Source organism: Methylobacterium sp. P1-11 (genome assembly GCF_008329595.1).
Classification (GTDB): domain Bacteria; phylum Pseudomonadota; class Alphaproteobacteria; order Rhizobiales; family Beijerinckiaceae; genus Methylobacterium.
In genome coordinates this window covers 1-23072 of the sequence record NZ_NPKS01000008.1, presented here as the reverse complement: position 1 = coordinate 23072, position 23072 = coordinate 1, and the positions used below count along the sequence as shown (strand labels likewise).

Genomic DNA, 23072 nt, shown 5'->3' with positions numbered 1-23072 from the left:
TGCCGGCGCCCTCCCGACCTCAAGCTCCATGACGCCCGCCCAGCCGATCCCATGTCCGGCGTAGATATTGGCTGGAGATCGTGACGAAGCTCTTAAAGATCACGTCAATGCACTGCGGCGATCGGACAATGCGCCTATTGCCGGTGTTGATCTGCCTCGAAGAAGAAGTTTCCAGCAAATGTGATCAGCGACCCGCCCGGGGATGTGCCGCCGCGTAGGCGCTCATGAGACGGGCGGCGTCGACCTGCGTGTAGAGCTGGGTCGTCGACAGGGAGGCGTGGCCGAGGAGTTCCTGGATCGCGCGCAATTCCCCCTGGCGGGCCAGAAGATGCGTGGCGAAGGAGTGCCGCAGGGCGTGTGGCGTTGCGCTCTCGGGCAGGCCGAGGGCACCGCGGGCGCGGGCCACCGTGTACTGGATGATCCGCGGCGAGAGCGGGCCGCCGCGGGCGCCGAGGAAGAGCGGCCCCTCCGCCATCAGCGGCAGCGGACAGGCGGCGACGTAGTCGGCCACCGCCTGCGCCACCACGGGCAGGATCGGTACCATGCGCTGCTTGCCACCCTTGCCGAGCACGGTGACCTGATCGATCCCGGGCAAGGGCGCGTCGCGGCGGGTCAGGCCCAGGGCCTCGGAAATGCGCAGGCCCGCGCCGTAGAGGAGGGCCAGCACGGCGGCATCCCGGGCGAGAATCCAGGGCTCGCGCTCCTCGCCGGCGCGGATCGCGGTATCGGTCAGCGCCACGGCGGCGGCGACGGGCAGGGGGCGCGGAAGGCGCCGCGGGACTTTTGGCGAGCGCACGCCGCCGAGCGCCGAGACGGTACCGAAGCCCTCCCGTTCGAGGAAGCGCGCGAAGGAGCGCAGGCCCGCGAGCATGCGCATCAGCGAGCGCCCCGAGACCTCGTCGGCCCGACGTGCCGCCATGAAGGCGCGGATGTCCCGCACCTTCAACCCGACGAGCATCGGAATCGTCGGCGTGCCCTGCCGCGACGCGAGGTGGTGGAGAAACTGGCGGAGGTCGCGCGCGTAGGCCTCGACGGTGTTGGGCGACATCCGCCGCTCGCGCGCCAGTCCCTCGGTCCAGGCCCGGACGGCATCGCGAAGGCGGGCATCGCCCGGAAACAGCAACCGATCGCCTTCGGCCTCGTGCGTGCTCGCATGCGTGCTCATGACACCAATCGACCGGATGATCCTTGCCGGGAGCTTAATGCGGATCCCAGTGCCGCGCCGTTGATCGGGCTCGTCCGGCGCGGCACGCCGTGCCAACCTGGTCCGATGAGCCTCCTCGCTTACGCGGCCGCCGCCCTCGCCGAGATCGCCGGCTGCTTCGCGTTCTGGGCGTGGCTGCGCCTCGGATGGTCGCCCTTATGGGCACTGCCGGGGCTTGCATCCCTGGCGGCGTTTGCGGTCCTCCTGACCCTGGTGGACAGCCCGGCGGCCGGACGCGCCTTCGCGGCCTATGGCGGCGTCTACGTCGCGGCCTCCGTCCTGTGGCTATGGCTTGCTGAGGGTCAGCGGCCCGACCGCTGGGACCTCGCGGGCAGCGTGGTCTGCCTGATCGGAACGGCGCTCATCCTCCTCGGCCGCCGAGGCTAAGCCCGGCACGGCAGTCCATGGCGCAGGCGCGTCCGGTGCGCCGATCCATCGGCTTCGGGCACCTTGGTGTAACCGGGCGTTCACGATACGTACGGCAGCGTCGGGCCATTCACCGAGCCGCGGAGCGTCATGACCAGCCCCATCCGTATCCTCGGCATCGATCCCGGGCTCCGCCGCACCGGCTGGGGCCTGATCACCGCGCAGGGTACCAAGCTCACCTACGGCGATTGCGGGGTCGTGACCTCCGACGGCGACCTGCCGCTCGCGTTGCGCCTGCGCGAGCTGTTCGAGGGCATCAGCCGCATCGTCGAAACCGTGCGGCCCGACGAGGTCGCTGTGGAAGAGACCTTCGTCAACAAGGACGCGCAGGCGACGCTCAAGCTCGGCCATGCCCGGGCGATGGCGCTGGTGGTGCCGGCCCTCGCCGGGCTGCCGGTGTTCGAATACGCCGCGAACCTGATCAAGAAGACCGTGGCGGGCTCCGGCCATGCCGAGAAGGTGCAGATCCAAGCGATGGTGCGCTTCCTGCTGCCGAAGGCCGAATTCCGCGTCGCCGATGCGGCCGACGCGCTGGCCATCGCGATCACCCATGCCAGCCACCGGGACGCCCATGCCCTGCGACAGGCGCACCTGCCGGGAGGCAAGCGCCGTTCGCTCACCGGCCAGGCGGCCGCGGGACAGGGGCTCGAAGGAAAGGGCTTCTCAGCGGCCGCCGCCGCGCGCATCGAGGCCGCGCTGGCGAAACAGGGCTGACGGGATCGGGAAGAACTTGGTGGGGGAAGTAGGACTCGAACCTACGAAGCTTACGCAGCGGATTTACAGTCCGCCCCCTTTGCCGCTCGGGACATTCCCCCAAGGCGGGTTTTTCACCCGCGGCGCCCTTATGGTGAGGGGGCGGCCGGGTGTCAACGCTTATGGTGAGCCGAGCCGGTCAGCTGGACAACCTCTACCGTCCGGCGCCAGGACGAAAACGCGAACGTTCCGCGACTCCGGGGATTCACAAAGGAATCCGGATCGGCCACGGTGCGCGGATGTCACCCTGCTTCGCCGGCCCTTGACCCGTCCCGCCCCGTCCCTGCGGTCGCACCAGCGCACGCTGATGGCCCTGGTCTCGGCCATGGCGAGCGGGGAGGCGGCCCATGTCCGGAAGATCCTGGCCGCGGTCACACCCGGCGGCGGCAAGTCGCTGCTCCCGGTGATCGCCGCGCACCGGTTGATCGCCGCAGGGCTCGTCGAACGCGTCGTCTGGGTGGTACCGCGGGATTCCCTCAGGCTGCAGGCCGAAGAGGCCTTCGCGGATCCGCTGTGGCGCGCCACCTTTGGGCACGCCCTCAGCGTGCGGGCCGCCGACAACGAGCGGGACCCCGCGCGGGGCCTGGCCGGCTACATCACCACCTATCAGGCGGTGGCGGCCGCCCCGGCGCTCCACCTCGCAGAAGCCCAGGCGCACCGGACCCTGCTGGTCGTCGACGAGGTCCATCACCTGCCGGTGCCCGGACGGCCGGGAGCGGACGAGACCGCCGCCGAGGACGCGGAGGCGGGAGCGTGGTCCCGCGCGATGCTGCCCGTCATGGAGGCGGCCGCCTTTCGCCTCTACCTCTCCGGGACGCTGGAGCGGGCCGACGGGCGGCGCATCCTCGGATTGCCCTATCAGCCCGCCCTGCCCGGCCGTGGGCCGGAACTCGACCTCGACGCCCCCGGCCTCGCGGTGATCGGCTACTCGCGGGCGCAGGCGCTGGCCGAACTGGCGGTGCTGCCGGTGACGTTCGGCGCCATCGACGGCGAGGCGAGCTGGCTGGAAGGCGGCCGGATCGCTGGCGACAGCCCGCGGGTCGGGCCGCACCGGCTCGGCGCGGGCTCGGTCCGGATCACCACGCGGCCGGCTCTGTTCACCGCCCTGCGGACCGGTTTCGCCCGCGACCTGCTGAGCGAGGCCTTCTTCGCCACCAAGCGCCTGCGCGCCCGGCGCCGGGCCGAGCGGAACCTCCCGCCGGGCGAGCCGGCGCGGGGACTCGGCAAGCTCCTCGTGGTGGCCCCCGACCAAGCGAGCGCACGCGCGTACCTGACGACCCTTCGGGAATGGATGCCGGCCGGGCAGGGCGAGCGCGACGTCCGCCTCGCGACCTCCGGCCAGGGCGACGCCCACGCGGCATTGGCGGCGTTCCGCCTCACGCCGGAGCCGGCAGTGCTGGTGACGGTGGCCATGGCTTACGAGGGCCTCGACGCCCCGGAGGTCGCGGTGGTCGCGGCCCTGACCCATATCCGGTCCCGGCCCTGGCTGGAGCAGATGCTCGCCCGGGCCACCCGGGTCGATCCGCATGCGGGCTCCTATGACGGGCAGCAGGCGTTGATCTTCCACCCCGACGACCCGCTCTTCGCCCGGTTCCGCCTGGAACTTGAGACCGAGCAGGGCAGCAGCGTCCGGCCGCCTCGGGAGCGGCCGGCGAGCGCCGTCGTGCCCGAGCGGACCCGCTGGCGCGACGACGAGCCGGCCGGGATCACGCCCCTGGAGAGCAATGCGATCGGGCTGCGCTACGCCCTGCTGCGTCCGCGCCTTCCCGAACCCGTCCCGACGGCGCCTGCGCCCGAACCGCCATCCGTCACCGAGCGGAGTTTGCGCCAGCGGCTCGCCGCGGCGGTCGCGGCCCAAGCGGTCGAAGACGAGACCTCCCTGCGCGTGCCCCGCGGCGGCAATCTCGCCCACCGCTACAACGCCGTGCTCAAACGCGTGCTCGGCAAGGGCCGCGCGACCATGACCCTGCCCGAACTGGAAGCGGCCTTGTCCTGGCTTGAACGCAACCGCCTCTCCGATCATCTCGACCGCCTCGACGGTGACGCCCGCTACGCGTGGTCCGCCCGGCAGCGCCGCGGCCGCTGGCAATTGGAGCGCGCCGCCGGACGCTGAAGAAGGAGCCGTGGAAGGAGAGACAGCCGTGACCGAGAGCCTGCCCGCCGCCTTCGCCACGACACTCACCGCACCCGAGCCGCCGGCCGGCTGGCCCGCCGCGCTCGCCGCGCTCTGGTGGCTCGCCCGGGATACGTCCCGATCAGACTCCGTGGCCTGGGACCGGGCGCACCACCTCGTTCAGAACGCTGTCGGCCCCGACGCCGCCTGGGTGCATGCCCATCTCCACCGGATCGAGGGTGACGACGGCAATGCGCGCTACTGGTACGGGCGCGCCGGCCGCCCTGGGCCGCTTGGCACGCCCGCGGAGGAGCGGACGGCGCTCATCGCCGCCCTCTGGACATCCTCCTGAACGTCCATGCCAGCGCGGGGCCGACCGCCCGACGGTGTCCTGATCTCGGAACGCCCCGCCTCACAGCCAGTTGAATGGCCGCCCGACGCGGAGATCGGGCCTCGAATTTCGGAGCGGATCCATGAGCCTCCTCGGCAGCATCGTCAGCAAGATCCTCCATCCGTTCGGCGGAGGGACCGCGGACGCCGCCCCTGCGCCCAGCGCCGGCTCCGGCGGTCCGGCCGGCACGAGCACCCCGTCCACCCCGGCCGCCCCCGGAACCGCAGGCGGCAGCGAGCCCGTAGACGTGGCCGCGGTCCTCACCAGCCTCGCCGAGAAGACCCCGCAGAAGCTCGACTGGCGCCACTCGATCGTCGACCTGATGAAGCTTCTGGGTCTCGATTCCGGCCTCGCCTCGCGCAAGCAGCTCGCTGACGAGTTGCACTACACTGGCGACAAGGAGGATTCGGCGAGCATGAACATCTGGCTGCACAAGCAGGTCATGCAGAAACTCGCGGAGAATGGCGGCAAGGTTCCGGACGATCTGAAGCACTAGAACATCCGTCCGATTTTCTCGGAGCATCGCCGCAAAGGTCTTCACCGGCCTTCGCGGCGGTGTCTTGGCCTCTTGGCCTATACGGCCGACGATCTTGAGATCCTGCTGCGGAACGGCGCGCTGGTTGACCCGGCCAGCATCCGCGGTCATCGGACGCCGCTGCGGCGCGCCGCTCAGAATCGCCGCGAGATGCAGATCACGCTGCCGCTGCAGGTAAGCGCAGATCCGGACCGGGTCGATGACACCGATAACGCGCTGCTGCACGTGGCAGCGCCGGTTGGCGCGGCCAAGCCGTGGGTACTGAGACGGCTCGAGGCCGGCCCGATCCGGCCTTACACACCACGCAGCAGAAGACCCGCCAGAAGTATTCCTCACTCCCCGATCGCCTGGTCAACGGCGCGGCGCGGCAGACGCGCGCGGCGGTCCGCGCTTGGCTCGTCGGCCTCCCCACGGATGCGGGGCGCTGACGGGCCCCGGCGGGAATCTGCGTCAGCGCCCGGTGCGGACCCGGGTCCAGAGCCGGGTGACGTAGCGCTGCGTGCGGTCGTCCCAGGCGGTGTTGATGGACAAGCGCTGCATCGTCGCCTCGTCCGGGTAGATACCGGGATTGCTCAGGATCTCGGGCTTCACGAACTTCTTCGCCGTGAGGTTTCCGCTGGCATAGGATACGAAATTGGTGTTGGCCGCCGCTACCTCGGGCCGCATCATGTAGTCGATGAAGGCCAGCGCCTCGGCCGGGTGGGCGGCATCCTTCGGGATCGCGAAGGTGTCGAACCACATCAGCGCGCCCTCCTTCGGGACCACGTAGGCGATGTCGATCCCGTTCTTGGCCTCTTCGGCCCGGCGCTTGGCCTGCATGATGTCGCCGGAATAGCCGACGGCCAGGCAGATATCGCCGTTGGCCAGTGCCTGGATGTATTCCGACGAGTGGAACTTCCGCACGGCGCCGCGCACCTTGTAGAGGGCATCGGTCACCAGGGTGATGTCGTCCCAGCGCCTGGAATCCGCCTTGGCGCCGAAGGCCGGGAGCATGCTGGGGATCAGGTCCTCTGGGCTGTCGAGCATCATCATCCCGCATTCCTTCAGCTTGTTCGCCGAGGTGGGATTGAGGACCACATTCCAGGAGTTCACTGTCGCGTTGGCGCCGAGGCGCTCGCGCAATGCGGCGACGTTGTAGCCGATGCCGGTCGTGCCCCACATGTAGTCGACGGCGTAGGTGTTGCCGGGATCGTAGGCCGCGAGCCGGCTGGTCACCTCGGGCCAGAGGTTGCCGAGGTTCTTCAGCTTGGACTTGTCGAGGGGGAGGAAGGCGCCGGCTCGGATCAGCCGCTGCAGGTAGGGCCCCGAGGGCACGACGATGTCGTAGCCCGACCGGCCGGCCAACAGCTTGGTCTCCAAGATCTCGTTGTTGTCGTAGGTGTCGTAAACGACCTTGATCCCGGTCTCGCGGGTGAAGGCCTCGAGCACCTTCGGGTCGATGTAATCCGACCAGTTGTAGATGTTGAGGACCCGCTCCTCGGCGGCCGAGGCCGGCCGCGCGAAGGGGAGGGCCGCCAGGGCGCTCCCGATGACGCTGGCCAGAAGGGCGGCCGCGACGGCCGCCAGCATCGAGCGACGGCGGCCGCTCACCGGCTCCTCGCAGCCACGACCACGATCTCGACGAGATATTCGGGCGCCGCGAGCTCGGCCTCGACGGTGGCGCGGGCCGGCGGGTTCTCCGGGGAAACCCAGGCGTCCCAGGCAGCATTCATCTCCGCGAAGGTGGCGATATCGGCGAGATAGACCGTAGCCGAGAGGATGCGCGCCTTGTCGCTGCCGGCGGCAGCCAGGAGCCGGTCGATCTCCGACAGGATCTGCTGGGTCTGGATCGTAACCCCGGTGCCGACCGTGTCCGCGGCGACCTGCCCGGCGAGATAGACCATGTCGCCGAAGGTGACGGCCTGCGACATCCGCTTGCCCGGCTCGATCCGCTGAATGTCCATACCGGTCTCCATACCCTTGAGAATCGGCGTATCTGCCGCCGCACCGGCTTAGCCGTAAAGGGCCACGCGCGCACGCGACGCGGGAACCCGAGGAAAATCGTCATCACAGGGCAGGGTGCGGGCAACCGTCGCGGGCCTCGAAGCGTTCTGCCGCCATCGACAGTCACGCCTTGGGGTTTGTCATGGGTATCCTCTGGACCATCATTATCGGGTTTGTTGCCGGCGTCATCGCCAAGTTCCTCATGCCAGGCCCGAACGAGCCCGCCGGCTTCATCCTGACCACGATCCTCGGCATCGTCGGCGCCTTCGTGGCGACCTTCCTGGGCCAAGCCATCGGCTGGTATGGACCGAACCAGGGCGCGGGCTTCATCGGCGCCATCGTGGGCGCCGTGGTCGTGCTGTTCATCTACGGCCTGATCGCCGGCCGCCGCACGACCACCTACTGATCCTTCCGGCAAGTCCGGAAACGACAAGGGGCGCCCCAAGGGGCGCCCCTTTTTTTGCGTTCCATGGCGCGGGTCACGGCAAAATCCCGTCATCACGAGCGACGCGAAGTGACCCAGGGCAAACCGTGGTCGGTAAGCGTAGCGCTGCCTGGATTGCTACGCTTCGCACGCAACGACGGCATCGCCCGGCCACCGAAGCTGCCGGCGTCAGAAATGCTCGGAGGCGGCCTTCACGGCGCAGTGGCCAGTTGCGCCGCGCACCGCAAGGCCGACGCCGACCACGAGCGCGAGCAGGCTCAGGAGCTTGTTGGGACGGGGTTGCGCGGCAGCGGCGGCGATGCCCAGGCCCAAAGCCACCGAGACGGCGCGCTCCGTCGTCGACAGGTTCGGCTGTCCGCTGAAGATGTCGTGCATCATGTCGTTGGCCATGTGTGTCTCCGGTTGGGAAGTCGCGGAGGAACGCGGCATCCGGCGCCCCGTTCCCGGACCACGCGGTCGCCCGCGCAGGCGCAAAGAAAAAGGCGCGGCCCCATGGGGACCGCGCCTGTCGTGCCAAGCCCGCGCCGGCCGGAGGGGACGCCGGGGCTGTGGGCGCCCTTACTCCCCCGCCTCGCGGCGGCGCTCGCCACGATGGCGACCGCCCTCGCGGGGCTCGCGCGGCTCGTCACCACGCTCGGACCGGTCGGCGTCCCGCTGGGCCTTCACCTTCTCGGTGATGTCCTCGCCGGTCTGCTGGTCGACGACCTTCATGGACAGGCGGATCTTGCCGCGGTCGTCCTGGCCGAGGAACTTCACCTTGACCTTGTCGCCTTCCTTGACGACGTCCTGCACCTTGGCGACCCGCTGGGCGGCGAGTTCCGAGATGTGGACGAGGCCGTCCTTGGCGCCGAAGAAGTTCACGAAGGCGCCGAACTCCATGCACTTCACGATCGTGCCGTCGTAGATCACGCCGACCTCCGGCTCCGCCACGATCGAGCGGATCCAGTTGTAGGCCGCCTTGATCGCCTTGCCGTCGGCCGAGGCGATCTTCACGACGCCGGTATCCTCGATGTTGATCTTGGCGCCGGTCTTCTCGACGATCTCTCGGATCACCTTGCCGCCGGTGCCGATCACGTCGCGGATCTTGTCGGTCGGGATCTGCATCGTCTCGATGCGCGGCGCGTACTCGCCGAGTTCCGGACGGGCCGCCGTGAGGGCCTTGGCCATCTCGACGAGGATATGGGCACGCCCCTCCTTCGCCTGATCGAGGGCGACCCGCATGATCTCCTCGGTGATGCCGGCGATCTTGATGTCCATCTGGAGCGAGGTCACGCCCTCGTCCGTGCCGGCCACCTTGAAGTCCATGTCGCCGAGGTGATCCTCGTCGCCCAGGATGTCGGACAGGACCGCGTAGCGCTCACCCTCGAGGATGAGGCCCATGGCGATGCCGGCCACCGGACGGCGCAGCGGCACGCCGGCATCCATCAGCGACAGCGAGCCGCCGCAGACCGAGGCCATCGAGGACGAGCCGTTGGATTCCGTGATCTCCGACACGACGCGGATCGTGTAGGGGAACTCATGGGCCGGCGGCAGGACCGGGCGGATCGCCCGCCACGCCAGCTTACCGTGGCCGATCTCGCGACGGCCCGGGGAACCCATCCGTCCGGTCTCGCCGACGGAATAGGGAGGGAAGTTGTAGTGGAGCAGGAAGCGCTCCTTGTAGGTGCCGTCGAGCGAGTCGATGAACTGCTCGTCCTCGCCGGTGCCGAGCGTGGCGACCACGAGGGCCTGGGTCTCGCCGCGGGTGAACAGCGACGAGCCGTGGGCGCGGGGCAGGACGCCGACCTCGGAGACGATCGGGCGGACCGTCTTCAGGTCGCGGCCGTCGATGCGCGCGCCGGTGTCGAGCACGTTCCAGCGCACGACCTTCGACTGGGCCTCCTTGAAGGCGGCCTTGACCTTCTCGGCCGGATACTTCTCGGCACCCTCGGGGCAGAGGGCGGCCATCACCTTCGCCTTGACGGCGTCGACGGCGGCGTAGCGCTCCTGCTTGACGGTCTTGGTGTAGGCGGCGCGCAGCTCGGTCTCGCAGACCTCCAGCACGGCCTTCTCGACGTCGGCGTTCTCGGGGGCCTTGAAGTCGCGCGGCTCCTTGGCGGCCTTCTCGGCGAGACGGATGATCGCCTCGATCACCGGCTGGAAGTGCTTGTGGCCGAACATCACGGCGCCGAGCATCACGTCCTCGGAGAGCTCCTTGGCCTCCGACTCGACCATCAGCACGGCGTCCTGCGTGCCGGCGACGACGAGGTCGAGGCTGGATTCCTCCTTGGTCTCGGTGACCAGCGGGTTCAGCCGGTAGCTCCCGTTGATGTAGCCGACGCGGGCACCGCCGATCGGGCCCATGAACGGGACGCCCGACAGGGTGAGGGCGGCGGAAGCCGCGACCATCGCGACGATGTCGGGATCGTTCTCAAGGTCGTGGGTCAGGACGGTGACGACGACCTGGGTGTCGTTGCGCCAGCCCTCGACGAAGAGCGGGCGGATCGGACGGTCGATCAGGCGGGAGACCAGGGTCTCCTTCTCGGAGGGACGGCCCTCGCGCTTGAAGTAGCCGCCCGGGATGCGGCCGGCCGCGTAGGCCCGCTCCTGGTAGTTCACGGTGAGCGGCATGAAGTCGATGCCGGCCTTCGGCTCCTTCGTGGCCACTACGGTGGCGAGCACGGAGGTCTCGCCGTAGGTGGCGACCACGGCGCCGTCCGCCTGCCGGGCGACCTTGCCGGTCTCGAGGACGAGCTTGCGGTCGCCCCACATCAGCTCTTCGCGTTGTACGTCGAACATTCTCAATCTCTTCCTTGCCTGCGGCGGGCCCAGCCCGGCGCCGCCCGGGGGCAAGACGGCGAGACACTCCGCAGCGTGAGTGTCTCGCGATCCTGCCCCGATGCCGGCGCCTCGAAGCGGCCCGTTGTCGGGAGGCCGGACCCATTCCGGCAGCCCGCGATGGTGAAACGCGGCCCCGGGCCGGGCCCGGAACCGCGCGAAACGCGTCTTAGCGGCGGATGCCGAGACGCTCGATGAGGGCGCGGTAGCGGGCCTCGTCCTTGCGCTTGACGTAGTCGAGCAGCGAGCGGCGCTGCGAGACCAGCTTCAGGAGGCCGCGCCGGGAATGGTTGTCCTTGGCGTGGGTCTTGAAGTGGCCGGTCAGGTTGGTGATCCGCTCGGTGAGGATCGCCACCTGGACCTCGGGGGACCCGGTGTCCTTGGCGTCCTTGCGGTGTTCCTTGATGAGCGCGGTCTTGCGCTCTGCCGTGATCGACATCGCATGCCTTTCGGGTTGTGCTGGTCGGATGCGGCGCCCCATCCGGGCGCGCGCGGGCTCGGCGTTCGGCCGGTGCCGGGATGTCGTCCAGCACGGTCACAGCGCCAAGCGGTTCAAGCCCCGCCCGGTAACCCGGGTCGAGGCCGCGCGATCCATACACGAAACCCCCGGTTATGCCAGTCCCAAGGTGGCCGGGTCACGGTCGAACCGCATCACGGCCGTGTCGTGCCGGGTACCGGATCGCATCCCGCCAGCGCGTCTTGCGGCCAGGAGTCGCCACGCGTGAGGCACGCAGTCCAGGATCCGGTGCACGAACATGCCGCGAACCCTCACCGCTGAGGGCCTTCCAGTGCCCGCGAGGGAACGGTTAACGCCCCCGTGCTACCCGGGATCGCGCACGAAACGCGGCTCGGCGATGAACGGCACCTTCTCGGATGCGTGCGGCGTCGTGGTCGCGACGCTGCTCGGCATCCCCCTCGTCCTCCTGCCGGGCTACGCCCTGGGCGGAGTGACCGGCATCCTCGGCTTCCGCACGCTCGCACCCGGCGACCGTCTCCTGTGTGCGACGCTCCTCGGACTCGGGCTCCTGCCCGCTCTCGACAGCCTGCTGATCCAGGGCGCCGGCGTTCCGGTCGCGGCGCTCGCGACCGGCGCCCTGGGGCTCGCCGGGCTGCGGCCGGCCTGGCGGAGCCTGCAGGCATCCCTCGATCGGACAACCCTGGCGCTCGCCGCCCTGTGGCTCTGCGTCGTTGCCTACGCGCTGATCGACATCGACACCGGCACCGCCCTCTACCAGCCCGTGACGGTGATCGACCTTGTCAAGCACGCCGCCCTAACCCGCGCGATCGTCGAGCACGGGCTGCCGCCCGTCGACCCGTTCTTCGCCCGGCCCGAGCGAGCGGGCTACTATTATGGATTCTACGCCCTCACCGCCCTGGTCGACTGGGCCGGGGGACGGCTGGTCGACGGCCGGACCGCCTTCGCGGGTCTGGCGTTCTGGACCGGTCTCGCGCTCCTCGGCCTGCTGGACCGGCTGCTGACCGCGACCGGCCTGATCGGCGACGCCGCGCCCCGACTCGTGCGTCGCGCGGTCCTGCTGCTGCTGCCGGCCGGCGGCCTCGACATCCTGCTGGCCCTCGGGGACCGGGCAACCTCCGGAACCTGGCTGCCCATCCCGGAATGGCTGAACGAGCAGGTCGTCAACTGGCCCGCCTCCCTGGTCTGGGTGCCGCACCACGTGGCCGGCGCCCTGGCGGGATGGCTCGGCCTTCTGGCGCTGGCCGAACTCGCAGACCTGACGCGGCCGGACCCGCGCGCGGAGGCCGCGGCGGTCGGCGTCGCGGGCCTGGCCTTCGCGGCCTGCGCGGGCCTGTCGGTCTGGGTCTGCCTCGGCACGGCGAGCGCGGCGGCGGTCTGGCTTGCGCTGCTCGGGCTGGAGCGCCGCTGGCGCGCCGCGGGCCGGCTGGCGGTCGCCGGCCTGCTCAGCACCGTGCTGGCGGCGCCGTATCTTCTCAGCCTCCTGGCCAACCGGACCGATGGTGGCGCGCCGATCCGGTTCGCCGTCCGGCGATTCGGTCCCCTGGACGGGCTCGTCGACGAGCCGGCCCTGAGCGTGCTCCGGCTGCTCCTGCTTCCGCTCAACTATTACGTGGCTCTGGGCGTGCTCGCGGCCGGGGCAGTGCTGTTCTGGCGCCACGTGCCGCGCCGCGTCGCGCACGGCCGGGAGGCGGGGCGGTTGCTCACCCTCTGCGCGACCGCCGGCCTGCTCCTCGGCGGCTTCCTGCGCTCGGCGATCCTCAACAACGATCTCGGCGCGCGCGTGGTCCTGCTCGCGCAGGTCGCCGCCCTCGTCTGGACCGTGGTGGCCCTGACCCGGCTGGCGGAGGCGCGGCGGCTCCGGGTCCCGGGCGTGCTCGCCGTGCTCCTGGTCCTCGGCTACGCGACGACCCTCTACGGCTTCGTCGGGATGCGCGCCTATGCCGTCTCCGGGCGACCGGCCTTCGCGTTCCTGAACGGCCGCCCCGACATCGACCGGTCGCTGCGCGCGGCCTATGCCTGGGCCGGAACGCAGCTGCCTCGGGATCTGGTCCTGCAGCAATCGCCCCGGCCGAAGCGGGTGTTCGATTTCGGGCTCTACGGCCTCCAGGCGACGGGAGTGGCCGACGCCGAGGCGCGGCTGTTCGGTGCCCCGCCCGAGGCCGTGGCGGCGCGCCTCGCCGCAGTCGCGCCGATCTTCGGCGCGCAGCTGGACGGGGTCGAGGTGCGCCGCCGCGCCGCCGCGGCCGGGATCGGCGCCCTGGTCGTGACCGCGCAGGACGCCCCCTGGAGCAGCCCGGATTCCTGGGTCTGGCGCAGTCACGCCGTCTATGCCGATCCGCTCGTCCGGATCCTGCGGATCGAGGATCTCGATGGCTGAGCCCGGATCCGCGCCCCCGCCGGGCCCCCGCGCGGCGCAGGTCCTGCGCTGGCTCTGCGCCCAGGCGCTGCTACAGGCCGGCGCCGTCCTTCTCGGCTTCGGCTGTTTCGTGCTGCTGTTCCAGACGGATCTCTGGTCCGGCGTGACGATCCTGTTCTACCGCGGCCTGATCCTGCTCGGGGTCGCCTTCCTGCTGACGCTGGCGGCGATGGCAGGGCTGGCCGGCTTCGGTCGGGCCTGGGGGCTGCGCCGCCGGGACGCCCTCGGGGCCTGCATCCTGTCGCTATCGCTGAACCTGAGCGTCTTCGTGATCCTACCGGTGACGGTCGATCGCTCGATCAGCGTGTTCCTGCTCGGGCAGATGGCCGCCCATCCTGAGGAACGCTTCTCACCGGAGCGCGCGCGGAGGGTGTTCGAGACGGTCTATCTCGGCGCGTTCCGGCAGATGGATCGGCGCTTGGCCGAGCAACAGGCCTCCGGCAACGTCGCGCCGATGGCCGACGGTTACGTCATCACCCCGCAGGGCAGCGCCTTCATCCACTTCTGCGCGCTCGTCGCCAGGGTATTCCGAACGGATACCCGGCTGATCGACGGCACGGCCGCCGCGCCGATTCCATCCACTCAGGGCGATCGGGATCCTCCAGACGAGCCCGCCGGCGCGGTGCGGCGTTAGGCCGTTCCGGCCACGATCCGATTGCGGGCATGGAATGTGCCGGGTGACGCCCCGGGCGAGGGAGAAGGACACGATGGCGGATTCGGCGGTGACGACTGGGCATCGCGGGGAGGCGGGGCAGGGCCGCGACCTCGCCCGGAGCCTCACCGCTCCGGGCCTCGTCGCCATCGGCCTGGGTGCCACCATCGGCGCCGGCATCTTCGTGCTCACCGGAACGGCGGCGGCGCAGTATGCGGGCCCGGCGCTCAGCCTCTCCTTCGTGATCGGCGGCATCGCCTGCGGCCTCGTCGGCCTGTGCTACGCCGAGCTGGCCGCCATGATCCCGGAGGCGGGATCCACCTACACCTACACCCGCGCCAGCCTCGGCCGCTTCCCCGCCTGGATCATCGGCTGGGACCTCGTTCTCGAATTCGCCGTCGCGGCGGCGACCGTCGCGGTGGGCTGGTCGGGCTACGCGCAATCCCTCGCCGCGGAATTCGGGCTCCATCTGCCCCCGGCACTGGCCGGGGCGCCCGGCGACGGCGGCCTCGTCAACCTGCCGGCCGCCGGCATTGTGCTGCTGCTCAGCGCCCTCCTGCTGCGTCCCACGAAGGACGCCTCCCTGATCAACGGACTGCTGGTCGCCTGCAAGGTCGCCATCATCCTGGCCTTCGTGGGCGTCGGCATGGCCCATCTCCGGCCGGAACTCTGGCACCCCTTCGTGCCCGAGAATGCGGGGACATTCGGCGCCTACGGCTGGAGCGGGGTGTTCCGCGGGGCCGCCGTGGTGTTCTTCGCCTTCGTGGGCTTCGAGACCGTGGCGACGGCCGCGGGCGAATGCCGGGCGCCGCAGCGCGACGCGCCGGTGGGACTGATCGGGTCGCTGCTGATCACCACAATCCTGTACGTGGCGATGGCGGCCGTCCTCACCGGCCTCGTACCCTACCGCGACCTGAACGTCGCCGACCCGGTGGCCAAGGCGGTCGACGCCATCGGGCTTCCGGGCTTCTCGACGCTCATCAAGGTCGGCGCCCTGATCGGTCTGACCACCTCGGCGCTGACTGCCCTCTACGGGCAGAGCCGGATCTTTTTCGCCATCGCCCGCGACGGCCTCCTTCCGAGGATCTTCTGTCGGGTTCATCCGGTGACGCGGACCCCTGTGGCGAGCCAGCTGGTGATCGGCCTGTTCACCGCGGCGGTGGCGGGGCTCGTGCCCATCGAGATCCTGGGCGAGATCGTCAGCATCGGCACGCTCCTGGCGTTCTGCCTCGTCTGCGCCACGGTGCTGATCCTGCGCCGGACCGATCCGGATCGGGCGCGCCCGTTCCGCGTCCCGGTGGCGACGCTCACGGCGGGACTCGGGATCTTGTCCTGCGTGACGCTGATGGCCGCGCTTCCGGCCGATACCTGGATCCGCCTCGCGATCTGGTTGGCACTCGGCCTCGCGATCTACGCCGGATACGGCCGGCGGCACGCGCGGCTTAGCTGATCAGGTTGATCGTCGCCTGCGTGAGCGTGCTGATCGAGGCCGAGGCGCTCATGCTCAGCTCGTAGTTCCGGATCACCTGCTGCAGATCGGCCGATTCCACCGCGATGTTCACGTTCGGCAGGCGGACATAGCCTTTGAGGTCGGCGCCGGGACTGGTCGGGTCGTAGCGGCTCTTGAAGTCGCTGGTGTCGCGGACGATCCGGCCGACGGGGTCGCCCGGGCTGTCGGCAACCACGGGGGCGAAGACTGCGATCTTGCGGGCATAGGGTGTGCCGCCGGGGGTATCCGGGGCCGAATCGGCGTTGGCAAGGTTCTCGGAGATCGCGCGGATCCTCCCGCTCTGCACCTGCCGGCCGGCGGCCAGTGCGTCGGAGGCCGAATGGAGGGCGCTGGTGTCGGGCATGCGCGCACCCTGTCGGCTGCGAGGGACTGAACGAGTCCTTGCCGAACAGCCTTAACCGGCGGTTAAGCCGCCCGGGCGGAGAGGCTCAGCGCCTCGCGGAGATCCTGCCCGTCGGTCAGCCGCAAACCGCGACGCCGCAAGGAGGCCAGCATCGCACGGTCCGGGAAGGGGCAGTAGGGCAGCACCGATTCGGTTCGACCTTCCGGCAGGGCACCGTCGCGGGCGATCATGTCGAGGAGCCCGTCCAGCATTCCGCGGCCATGGGCGTGCAGCGCTACGGCGGCCCGGGTGGCGGTGGTGCCGGCGGGCAGCGGCACGGCCTCCTGGGCGAGGATCGCCCCGGTGTCGATCGTGGCCGCCAGCCGGTGCAGGGTCATGCCGAAGCTGCCGGGCCCGTCGGCGAGGGCGTGGATCGTCGGCACAGGGCCGCGGTGGCGCGGCAGCAGGCCGGGATGCCCGTTGATGCCGCCGAGCCGCGCCAGACCGATGGTCTCGGGCTTGAGGATCTGGTCGAAATGGTAGGTCAGGATCAGGTCCGGCGCCGTGTCCCGCAGGGTCCGCGCGATTTCCGGACCGTTGACGTCGTCTACCTTCACGGTCGGGATGCCGAGGCGGCGGCACAGGGTCTTGAGCGGCGTCGCCTCCGGCGCGTCGCCGCTGCCAGACGCCGCCTGGGTCAGGGGCGCCAGGGGACGCAACAGGTCCGGCAGGCCGAAATTGACCGCCAGGTACGGCAGAATCCCGGTGCCCGAGCGCGCGAGGTGCCGCCGGATCTGACCGGTGAGACCGCCGCTCGACGGCCGCTCGGCGTTGGAGAGGCCCACGAGAGCGATGTCGGCCCGGTGATCGGCGACGAGCCGGCGCACCACGCGGGCATTCGGCAGCGCCTCCAGGACGAAGAGCGCGATCCGGGGCCGGCCCATCAGCGCCGCTTCCGGCGCTGGAACCGGAAGGCGTAGAGGCCGGCCTTGCGGACGCTCTCGGGCAGGAGCAGCACGGTGCGGGCGAGCGCCGTGAGGATGTACGGGAAGGCGATCAGGTCGCGGTTGGCCGCGATGCCCTTGGCGATGCGCTCGGCCGCCTCCTCGGCGCTGATCTCGAGGGGGCGCCAGCCCTTGAGTTCGCCGCCCATCGGCGTCTTCACGTAGCCGGGCGTGACGACGTTGACCTTCACGCCCCGGGGCCCGACCTTCTGGCGCAGGGCGAGGCCGTGGGCGACGAGCGCGGCCTTGGCGCCACTATAGGCGGGCGCGTCCTGGAGCGGCGCGTAGGCCGCCAGCGACGACAGCAGCACGATCTGACCGCGCCCGCGCTCGAGCATCAGCGTCAGGGCGGGCAGCATGACGTTGAGCGTGCCGGTGTAGTTGATGTCGGCGGTCTCGAAGGCCACGTCCTCGGCCTCGACTTGCCCCTCCTGGTTGCCGCCATTCACCGCCGCGTTGGCGATGACGAGGTCGAGGGGTGCCTCGGCATCCGACCGATGCACCAGCGCTATGGCGGCGGCCCGGTCGCGGGTGTCGAGGCGGGCGGTCTCGGCGGTGGCGCCGCTGGCGCGGCAATCCCGGGCGACCGTCTCCAGCCGCTCGGCATTGCGGCCGACGAGAATGAGGCTCACGCCGGTTTGCGCGTAGTGGCGCGCCAGCGCGGCGCCGATGCCGCTCGACGCGCCGGTGATCAGAATGCGGGGCATGCGGCGGGTTACGCCGCCGCGCAGGCAAAGATCAAGGCCGGGAAGGGCTCACCGGCGGCGAAAGCCGTATCAAGGACCGCCGAATGACGACGCCTGGGCGCGCCCGGTCAGTAGACCGGCGCCAATTCGCCGTCCCGCTCGGCCGCCTCGACGGCCTCCCGCGCAGCCGCCAGCATCGAATCGGGCAGGGCCGCTTCCATCCGCGGCACCGAGCCGGCCACCGCCCGGTCGATCGCCTCCTTGGAGAAGAAGCCGCCGTTAACCTGGGTCCGATGCAGAACCACGCGGCGGAAATCCGCCATCAGGTCCATCTCCGGCGGCGTCGGGTTCTTCCAGAATCCGTCGAGATCGCCCTGATGGGTCAGGCCGGCCATGTTGTAGATCGCGGTGCCGACCGCATGGGTCGGGCAGCCCATCTCCAGGGACAGCATCCCCACCGTCGAGTTGACGATGACCACGCCGCGGGCGCCCTTGATCAGAGCCGGGAGGTCGCCGCCGTCGATGAAGTCGAGACGGTCGCTGACGCCGTGGCGGCGGGCCGAGGCGCGGGCGAACTTGCGCCAGTTGATCAGGCCGCTGTCCAGCGGGTGCAGCTTCACGAGGAGCCGGGTCGGCGCCGACGATGCGTCCGCGAAGGACTTGATCACCCGGTCCATGAAGCCCTCGACGCCCAGGAACGGCGAGTGGACCCGGATCTGGTAGTCGCTGTCGAGCTGGAGCGGTAGCAGGAAGTAGTCGCAGCCGACCGCACGGTAGATCTCGTCGCAGCGCGCCGCCTCGCGGCGGGTATGGGCGCGCCGGGCGAACTTCTTGATCCAGCCGGCATACTCGGCCGCGATATGGGTCGGCCTGTGGCTGCGGAAGTGCGGGAAGAGATAGGGGAACAGGACGTTGGCGAGGTTGTAGCCGACATCCCAGACGCTGCGGCGGGCCATGTCGCCGGTCGAGGGCATGGCCCGGCCGGGCTGCGGCAGGCGCCGCGCCAGCGCCCGGATCTCGGCGGCCGTCCGGGGGAGGGACGAGAATCCGTTCACACCGCCGAGTTCGCAGGTGATCCAGTTCGGGCGGATATAGCCCTCCTCGAACACGTGCACCCGCAGACCGCGATACTCGGCGATCATGCGGGCCGCCTTATGGAACGGCCGGCAATCGCCGAACAGCACGATGTCGGTCACCGCCTCGCGGTCGAGATAGGCCTCGAGATACTCGCCCCAGGCCTCCCGGCGGCCGCGGTAATTGTCGGCGTCGCCGCTCCAGAACAGCCAGTCGCCAGGGCAGAGATTGATGCGCCGGACATTGTGTCCCCGACTGCGCAGCGCCGTTCCGAGATCGGAGAAGAACGGCGTCGCGATGCCCTGCAGGAAGAGGAAGGTCGCGGGGCGGTCGCGGAGGGCGTCGTGGGCGGTCTGTTGCATTCCGCGGCGCTTCTGTCCTTGACCCTGGGCCGGATGAACCGAGCCAACGAGAGACTCTTGAGGTGACACGGCGCCCGGAGGGCCCGCAATCCGAAGTCATGCCGAGGCATGGCATTTCCGCGTCGGCGTGGCCCGTCTGCAACGGTCACGCCTCTGCGGCTCAGCCTCCGGATTAGGCGGGCAATCGCGGCGACGATATGTCCAAATCCTTTCCAGGACGTGGCGACGGCGACGCGCGCTCAGGTTGTCCCCGCGTTGCATCACCATCCCATGCCGGCGAAAATGCGCTACAGGCGGGTTCCGCACCTCACCCGACCGGAGCCGGACGCGCCGACCATGCCCGCTGACCCGATCCCGTCGCTCTACGCGACCGGCCGCACGATCCGCCACCTGCGGGCGGAGATCGAGGCCGTGACGGGCCTCGCCTTCGCGCCGGCGCGTCCCGGCGCCATCGGCGCGACCTGGGGCAGGGGCAGCCTGGCCGGGCGGCTGCTGGGCCTGGCGGGCCGACGCCGCCTCGTGGTCGCACCCGGGCCGCTGCTGAGCCCGTATGACTCGCCGGAAGCCGGCTTTGCGTCCCTTCGGATCAGCCTCGATGGCGCGCCGCTCGGCGGGGAGGGCGGCGTCCATTACCTCGACTCCTGGACCCGGGCGCCGATCGACCGCGCGACCTGCGCCGAGCAAGTGGCGTGGCTCGCCGCACGTTTCGCCGAGAACGACCGGCGGGTGATCTATGTCGGGATGTCGCGCTGGAAGCGGCCCGCCCTCGACGTCCTCGGCGCCGGTCCCGCCGGCCGGCCGATCCACACCATGACCACCGAGGCGGCGATCGCCGCGGGTCAGCGGCACGGGGGCCGCATCCTCGCCTGGGCGACCCGCGCACCGGGCCAGCTCGAGGAGGCCTGCGCGCGGGCTGGCCTGCCCCTCGCCCGGGTGGAGGACGGCTTCCTGCGCTCCGTCGGACTGGGCGCCAGCCTTCAGCCCGGCGCCTCCATCGTGGTGGACGATCTCGGCATCTACTACGACCCGCGCCGGGAGAGCCGCCTGCAGCGGCTGCTGGCGGAGGCCAACTTCACCCCGGACCTCGTCGCCCGGGCGCGGCGCCTGCGCGAGGAAGTCGTCGTCCGCCGGCTCAGCAAGTACAATGTCGGCCTCGACGCCGCCTCGCTCGACTGGCCGGCCGGACGGCGGATCGTGCTGGTGCCCGGACAGGTGGAGGACGATGCCTCGGTGCGTCACGGCTCGCCGCTGGTCCGCTCGAACCGGGCGCTGCTGGAGGCCGCACGGCGGCGCAACCCGGACGCGTTCCTGCTCTACAAGCCGCATCCCGACGTGGAGGCGGGGTTCCGCCCCGGCATCATCCCGGAGGTGGAGGCCCTGACCCTGGCCGACCGGATCGTGGCCGGCATCAGCATCGTCGATCTCCTCGACCGGGTGCATCACGTCGAGACCATGACGTCGCTCGCCGGGTTCGAGGCGCTGATCCGGGGGCTCACGGTGGCGACCCACGGCCGGCCGTTCTACTCCGGCTGGGGCCTGTCGGAGGATCTCGCGCCGGGCGCCGACCGCGGCCGCCGGCTGAGCCTCGACGAGCTGGTGGCGGGCGCCATGATCCTCTATTCGCACTACCTCGATCCCGTCGCGATGAAGCCGTGCAGCCCGGAGCAGCTCCTCGACCGCCTCAGCGCGGCCCGGGCGGCGGCACCGCGCAACGCCCTCTCCCTCGGCCGGACGGCCCATCTGGTGATGCGCGCGCGCTACGGCCTCCTCAATCCGGTCGTGCGGGCCCTGCGCAGCCGGCGCGGCGTCGGCCGCGAGGCCGGAGGCGGCCCGCGCTAGAGCGGAGGCCGCGGCGCGGAATCCGGTTTCGCGAGACTCTGATGTGACACCAAAGCGATAGCCCGGGCTGCTAGAGTCATCCGTCAGCAGCACGCGGCGGGGCCGATCCCGACCATCCCGGATCAGGAACGGCTCGCAAGTCCTTGCTCCTGAGCGCTATTTCCCGCCGGACCGGATTCCGGCGGAGAGTAGGTCCGTTCCAATCCGAGTGTCCGAGTCTTGACGACGTTCCTCATCGCCACCGGTCTCGCGCTCGCCATCTGCCTCGCCTTGGAGGTCTTCGCGGGCGACTCGATCACCCGGGCGAGCCTCGCGCCGCGCGATCTCAGCCTGCGGATGCTCGGCTACCTGTTGATCCTGCTGTTCTGGTTCGAATTCTCCTGGCGCCCCTGGCTCGCGGCGCTGACCTGCGTGATCACGGTGGCGATCCTCATCATCGTCAGCCGCGCCAAGCGCTCGGTGATCGGCGAGCCGCTGCTGTTCAGCGATTTCGCCCTGCTGCCCCAGGTGCCGCGGCATCCGCAACTCTACTATATCCCGCCGCTGTGGGATCCGCGCATCGCCGTGCCGGTCCTGCTCACCCTGGCGGCCACCGCCCTGTGGTACTGGACCGAACCGGCCATCCTGCCGGCGGCCACCCTGCCGCGCCTCCTGGCCCTGATCGGTCTCCCGCTCGCGCTCTGGCTTCCGGTCAAGGCTGCGCCGCACCCGCCGCTCGCCGGGCTGATCGCCCGCTGGTTTCCTCAGCCCGATCTGGAGGCGGACGTGACCCGGGTCGGCCTGCCGGCAAGCCTTCTGGGCTACACCGCACGGGCGATGGCGGGCGGCGAACCGGTGCCCGCGGCGCCCATACTGCCCGACGGGCCCGGCGACGACGTCGTCGTGGTGATCCAGCTCGAATCCTTCGTCGATCCGGAGCGGCTCGGCGGCGCGAAGCTGCCGGTGATGGACCTGTTCCGCGCCCGGGCCGCGCAATACGGCCGCCTTCGGGTCCCGGCGCACGGCGCCTACACGATGCGCAGCGAGCACGCGGTGCTCACCGGCCGGCCGTCCGACAGCCTCGGCTTCGGCCGGTACGACCCCTACACGGCCCGCAGCGGCGACGAGCCGACGAGCCTCGCCCGCCTCGCCCACGGACGGGGCTACGCGACGCTGTTCCTGCACCCCTTTCACCGGGACTTCTTCCGGCGGGCGCAGGTGATGGAGGCCTTCGGCTTCGCCGATCTCGTGATGGGCGAGGCCTTCGCAGAGGCGCCGCGCGTCGGACCCTATGTCGGGGACATTGCCCTCGGCGCGCGCCTTCTGGCAGAGGTCCGGGCCCGGCAGACGCCACTGTTCCTGTTCTGCGTGACCATGGAGAATCACGGTCCCTGGAAGCCCGGGCGGCTGCCGGGCATCGACGACCCGCAGGCGCAGTATCTTCACCACGTCGCCCATACCGGACAGATGGTGGAGGATCTCGTCGCGGGTCTCGACGCCATCGCCCGCGAGCGGAAACAGACCATCACGCTCTGCGCCTTCGGCGACCACGCGCCATCGCTGCCGAGCTGCAAGCCGGGATTCGAGGGACGGACCACCGAATATGCCCTGTTCCGCTTCGGCCGTCCGCCAGACGCTCCGCGCCGGTCCGACATCGCCGCCGACGAACTCGGTCGGCTGCTGCGCGGGACGCTCGCCACCGTGTCTGCGGACATAGCTGTGCCGACATGATAAGGTTAAGCTTGCGCGCCATAAGCGTAGCCGTGCCACGCTGGTGACGCATTGCGCACGGATAGCGCGATCGTCCGCGCGGCGGCCGCCGCTCCGGCGCGGCCGTTAAAGCGATCGCAGCGTTTGGCGGTCAAACTGGATGTCCCGGCCCGGGCCAGAGATGGCGCGGGGTCGGCGAGGAGAAATCTTTGTGATGCTGCGTAAGACGGCGTGCGCCGCCCTGATGGCCGCCCTTGCGGCCGGATCTGCCGGTGGCTGCACGTACCTGCCCGCGGCGGGTCCGACGGCGAGTGCGATCCAGGCCGGGGCTGAGGTGGCCACGGCCGATGGCGGCCTGCTGGCCCGCTACGAG

At 70.5% G+C, this 23072-nt stretch carries 21 protein-coding genes, 1 tRNA gene and 1 pseudogene; 12 read left to right on the top strand and 11 right to left on the bottom strand.

Annotated features, from left to right (window positions below; translation table 11 throughout):
* Positions 1–184: 184 nt before the first annotated feature.
* Complete coding sequence (locus CIW48_RS10120; RefSeq protein ID WP_149310680.1) at positions 185–1165, bottom strand: tyrosine recombinase XerC; 981 nt, start codon at positions 1163–1165, stop codon at positions 185–187.
* 105 nt (positions 1166–1270) lie between these two features.
* Between CIW48_RS10120 and CIW48_RS10115 the strand changes: the two genes are divergently transcribed.
* Both CIW48_RS10115 and ruvC read left to right on the top strand, forming a co-directional pair.
* The gene (locus tag CIW48_RS10115; protein WP_149310679.1) at positions 1271–1591 is read left to right on the top strand and encodes a YnfA family protein; all 321 of its coding nucleotides are present in this window, start codon (positions 1271–1273) and stop codon (positions 1589–1591) included.
* Between the two features lie 129 nt (positions 1592–1720).
* The gene (gene ruvC / locus CIW48_RS10110) at positions 1721–2344 is read left to right on the top strand and encodes a crossover junction endodeoxyribonuclease RuvC (RefSeq protein ID WP_149310678.1); all 624 of its coding nucleotides are present in this window, start codon (positions 1721–1723) and stop codon (positions 2342–2344) included.
* Positions 2345–2361: 17 nt separating this feature from the next.
* Here ruvC and CIW48_RS10105 read toward each other — a convergent pair.
* Positions 2362–2445 (bottom strand) — tRNA-Tyr (locus tag CIW48_RS10105).
* A 200-nt stretch (positions 2446–2645) separates the two neighbouring features.
* On the opposite strand from CIW48_RS10105, the gene CIW48_RS10100 reads away from it, so the two are divergent.
* The 3 genes from CIW48_RS10100 to CIW48_RS10090 all read left to right on the top strand — a co-directional run bounded on the left by CIW48_RS10100 (position 2646) and on the right by CIW48_RS10090 (position 5383).
* Positions 2646–4496 (top strand): DEAD/DEAH box helicase family protein, encoded by a 1851-nt coding sequence (locus CIW48_RS10100; RefSeq protein WP_149310677.1) that lies wholly within the window; start codon positions 2646–2648, stop codon positions 4494–4496.
* A gap of 28 nt (positions 4497–4524) precedes the next feature.
* Positions 4525–4848 (top strand): hypothetical protein, encoded by a 324-nt coding sequence (locus tag CIW48_RS10095; protein ID WP_149310676.1) that lies wholly within the window; start codon positions 4525–4527, stop codon positions 4846–4848.
* Between the two features lie 121 nt (positions 4849–4969).
* On the top strand, positions 4970–5383 hold the full coding sequence (locus CIW48_RS10090) for a DUF3597 domain-containing protein (protein ID WP_091779783.1): 414 nt from the start codon (positions 4970–4972) through the stop codon (positions 5381–5383).
* A gap of 489 nt (positions 5384–5872) precedes the next feature.
* On the opposite strand, the gene CIW48_RS10085 is transcribed toward CIW48_RS10090, so the two are convergent.
* Both CIW48_RS10085 and CIW48_RS10080 read right to left on the bottom strand, forming a co-directional pair.
* Positions 5873–7012 (bottom strand): polyamine ABC transporter substrate-binding protein, encoded by a 1140-nt coding sequence (locus CIW48_RS10085; protein ID WP_173009237.1) that lies wholly within the window; start codon positions 7010–7012, stop codon positions 5873–5875.
* Positions 7009–7365, bottom strand: a complete 357-nt coding sequence (locus tag CIW48_RS10080) for a RidA family protein (RefSeq protein WP_149310675.1) — start codon at positions 7363–7365, stop codon at positions 7009–7011. Before CIW48_RS10080 ends, CIW48_RS10085 begins: the two co-directional genes overlap by 4 nt.
* Before the next feature lie 182 nt (positions 7366–7547).
* Here CIW48_RS10080 and CIW48_RS10075 point away from each other — a divergent pair, with 182 nt between their 5' ends.
* Positions 7548–7811, top strand: a complete 264-nt coding sequence (locus tag CIW48_RS10075; protein WP_091779779.1) for a GlsB/YeaQ/YmgE family stress response membrane protein — start codon at positions 7548–7550, stop codon at positions 7809–7811.
* A gap of 207 nt (positions 7812–8018) precedes the next feature.
* On the opposite strand, the gene CIW48_RS10070 is transcribed toward CIW48_RS10075, so the two are convergent.
* The 3 genes from CIW48_RS10070 to rpsO form a co-directional block, all read right to left on the bottom strand.
* Positions 8019–8240: a YgaP-like transmembrane domain gene (locus tag CIW48_RS10070; RefSeq protein WP_012317941.1), complete on the bottom strand. Its 222-nt coding sequence runs from the start codon at positions 8238–8240 to the stop codon at positions 8019–8021.
* 168 nt (positions 8241–8408) lie between these two features.
* On the bottom strand, positions 8409–10628 hold the full coding sequence (pnp, locus tag CIW48_RS10065) for a polyribonucleotide nucleotidyltransferase (protein ID WP_149310674.1): 2220 nt from the start codon (positions 10626–10628) through the stop codon (positions 8409–8411).
* A 208-nt stretch (positions 10629–10836) separates the two neighbouring features.
* Positions 10837–11106, bottom strand: coding sequence for a 30S ribosomal protein S15 (rpsO, locus tag CIW48_RS10060; protein ID WP_010685305.1), 270 nt, complete (start codon positions 11104–11106; stop codon positions 10837–10839).
* A gap of 415 nt (positions 11107–11521) precedes the next feature.
* Here rpsO and CIW48_RS10055 point away from each other — a divergent pair, with 415 nt between their 5' ends.
* The 3 genes from CIW48_RS10055 (at position 11522) to CIW48_RS10045 (ending at position 15663) form a co-directional block, all read left to right on the top strand.
* Positions 11522–13522: a hypothetical protein gene (locus CIW48_RS10055; RefSeq protein WP_149310673.1), complete on the top strand. Its 2001-nt coding sequence runs from the start codon at positions 11522–11524 to the stop codon at positions 13520–13522.
* Positions 13515–14195, top strand: coding sequence for a hypothetical protein (locus CIW48_RS10050; RefSeq protein ID WP_149310672.1), 681 nt, complete (start codon positions 13515–13517; stop codon positions 14193–14195). Before CIW48_RS10055 ends, CIW48_RS10050 begins: the two co-directional genes overlap by 8 nt.
* A 73-nt stretch (positions 14196–14268) precedes the next feature.
* A complete protein-coding gene (locus CIW48_RS10045; RefSeq protein ID WP_149310671.1) occupies positions 14269–15663 on the top strand; it encodes an amino acid permease in 1395 nt (464 codons plus the stop codon).
* Here CIW48_RS10045 and CIW48_RS10040 read toward each other — a convergent pair.
* From CIW48_RS10040 to CIW48_RS10025, 4 genes are all read right to left on the bottom strand, one after another.
* Complete coding sequence (locus CIW48_RS10040; RefSeq protein WP_149310670.1) at positions 15656–16066, bottom strand: flagellar biosynthesis protein FlgC; 411 nt, start codon at positions 16064–16066, stop codon at positions 15656–15658. The genes CIW48_RS10045 and CIW48_RS10040 overlap by 8 nt on opposite strands.
* Before the next feature lie 62 nt (positions 16067–16128).
* Complete coding sequence (locus CIW48_RS10035; protein WP_149310669.1) at positions 16129–16989, bottom strand: formyltransferase family protein; 861 nt, start codon at positions 16987–16989, stop codon at positions 16129–16131.
* Positions 16989–17756, bottom strand: coding sequence for an SDR family NAD(P)-dependent oxidoreductase (locus CIW48_RS10030; RefSeq protein WP_149310668.1), 768 nt, complete (start codon positions 17754–17756; stop codon positions 16989–16991). The genes CIW48_RS10035 and CIW48_RS10030 overlap by 1 nt, the downstream gene beginning before the upstream one ends.
* Before the next feature lie 107 nt (positions 17757–17863).
* Complete coding sequence (locus CIW48_RS10025) at positions 17864–19171, bottom strand: capsular biosynthesis protein (RefSeq protein WP_149310667.1); 1308 nt, start codon at positions 19169–19171, stop codon at positions 17864–17866.
* A gap of 336 nt (positions 19172–19507) precedes the next feature.
* Here CIW48_RS10025 and CIW48_RS10020 point away from each other — a divergent pair, with 336 nt between their 5' ends.
* The 3 genes and pseudogenes from CIW48_RS10020 to CIW48_RS33880 form a co-directional block, all read left to right on the top strand.
* Positions 19508–21010: a capsular biosynthesis protein gene (locus tag CIW48_RS10020; RefSeq protein WP_149310666.1), complete on the top strand. Its 1503-nt coding sequence runs from the start codon at positions 19508–19510 to the stop codon at positions 21008–21010.
* A gap of 219 nt (positions 21011–21229) precedes the next feature.
* On the top strand, positions 21230–22720 hold the full coding sequence (locus tag CIW48_RS10015) for an LTA synthase family protein (protein WP_149310665.1): 1491 nt from the start codon (positions 21230–21232) through the stop codon (positions 22718–22720).
* A gap of 193 nt (positions 22721–22913) precedes the next feature.
* Positions 22914–23072, top strand: a pseudogene (locus CIW48_RS33880) (sugar transporter); the annotation flags it as partial.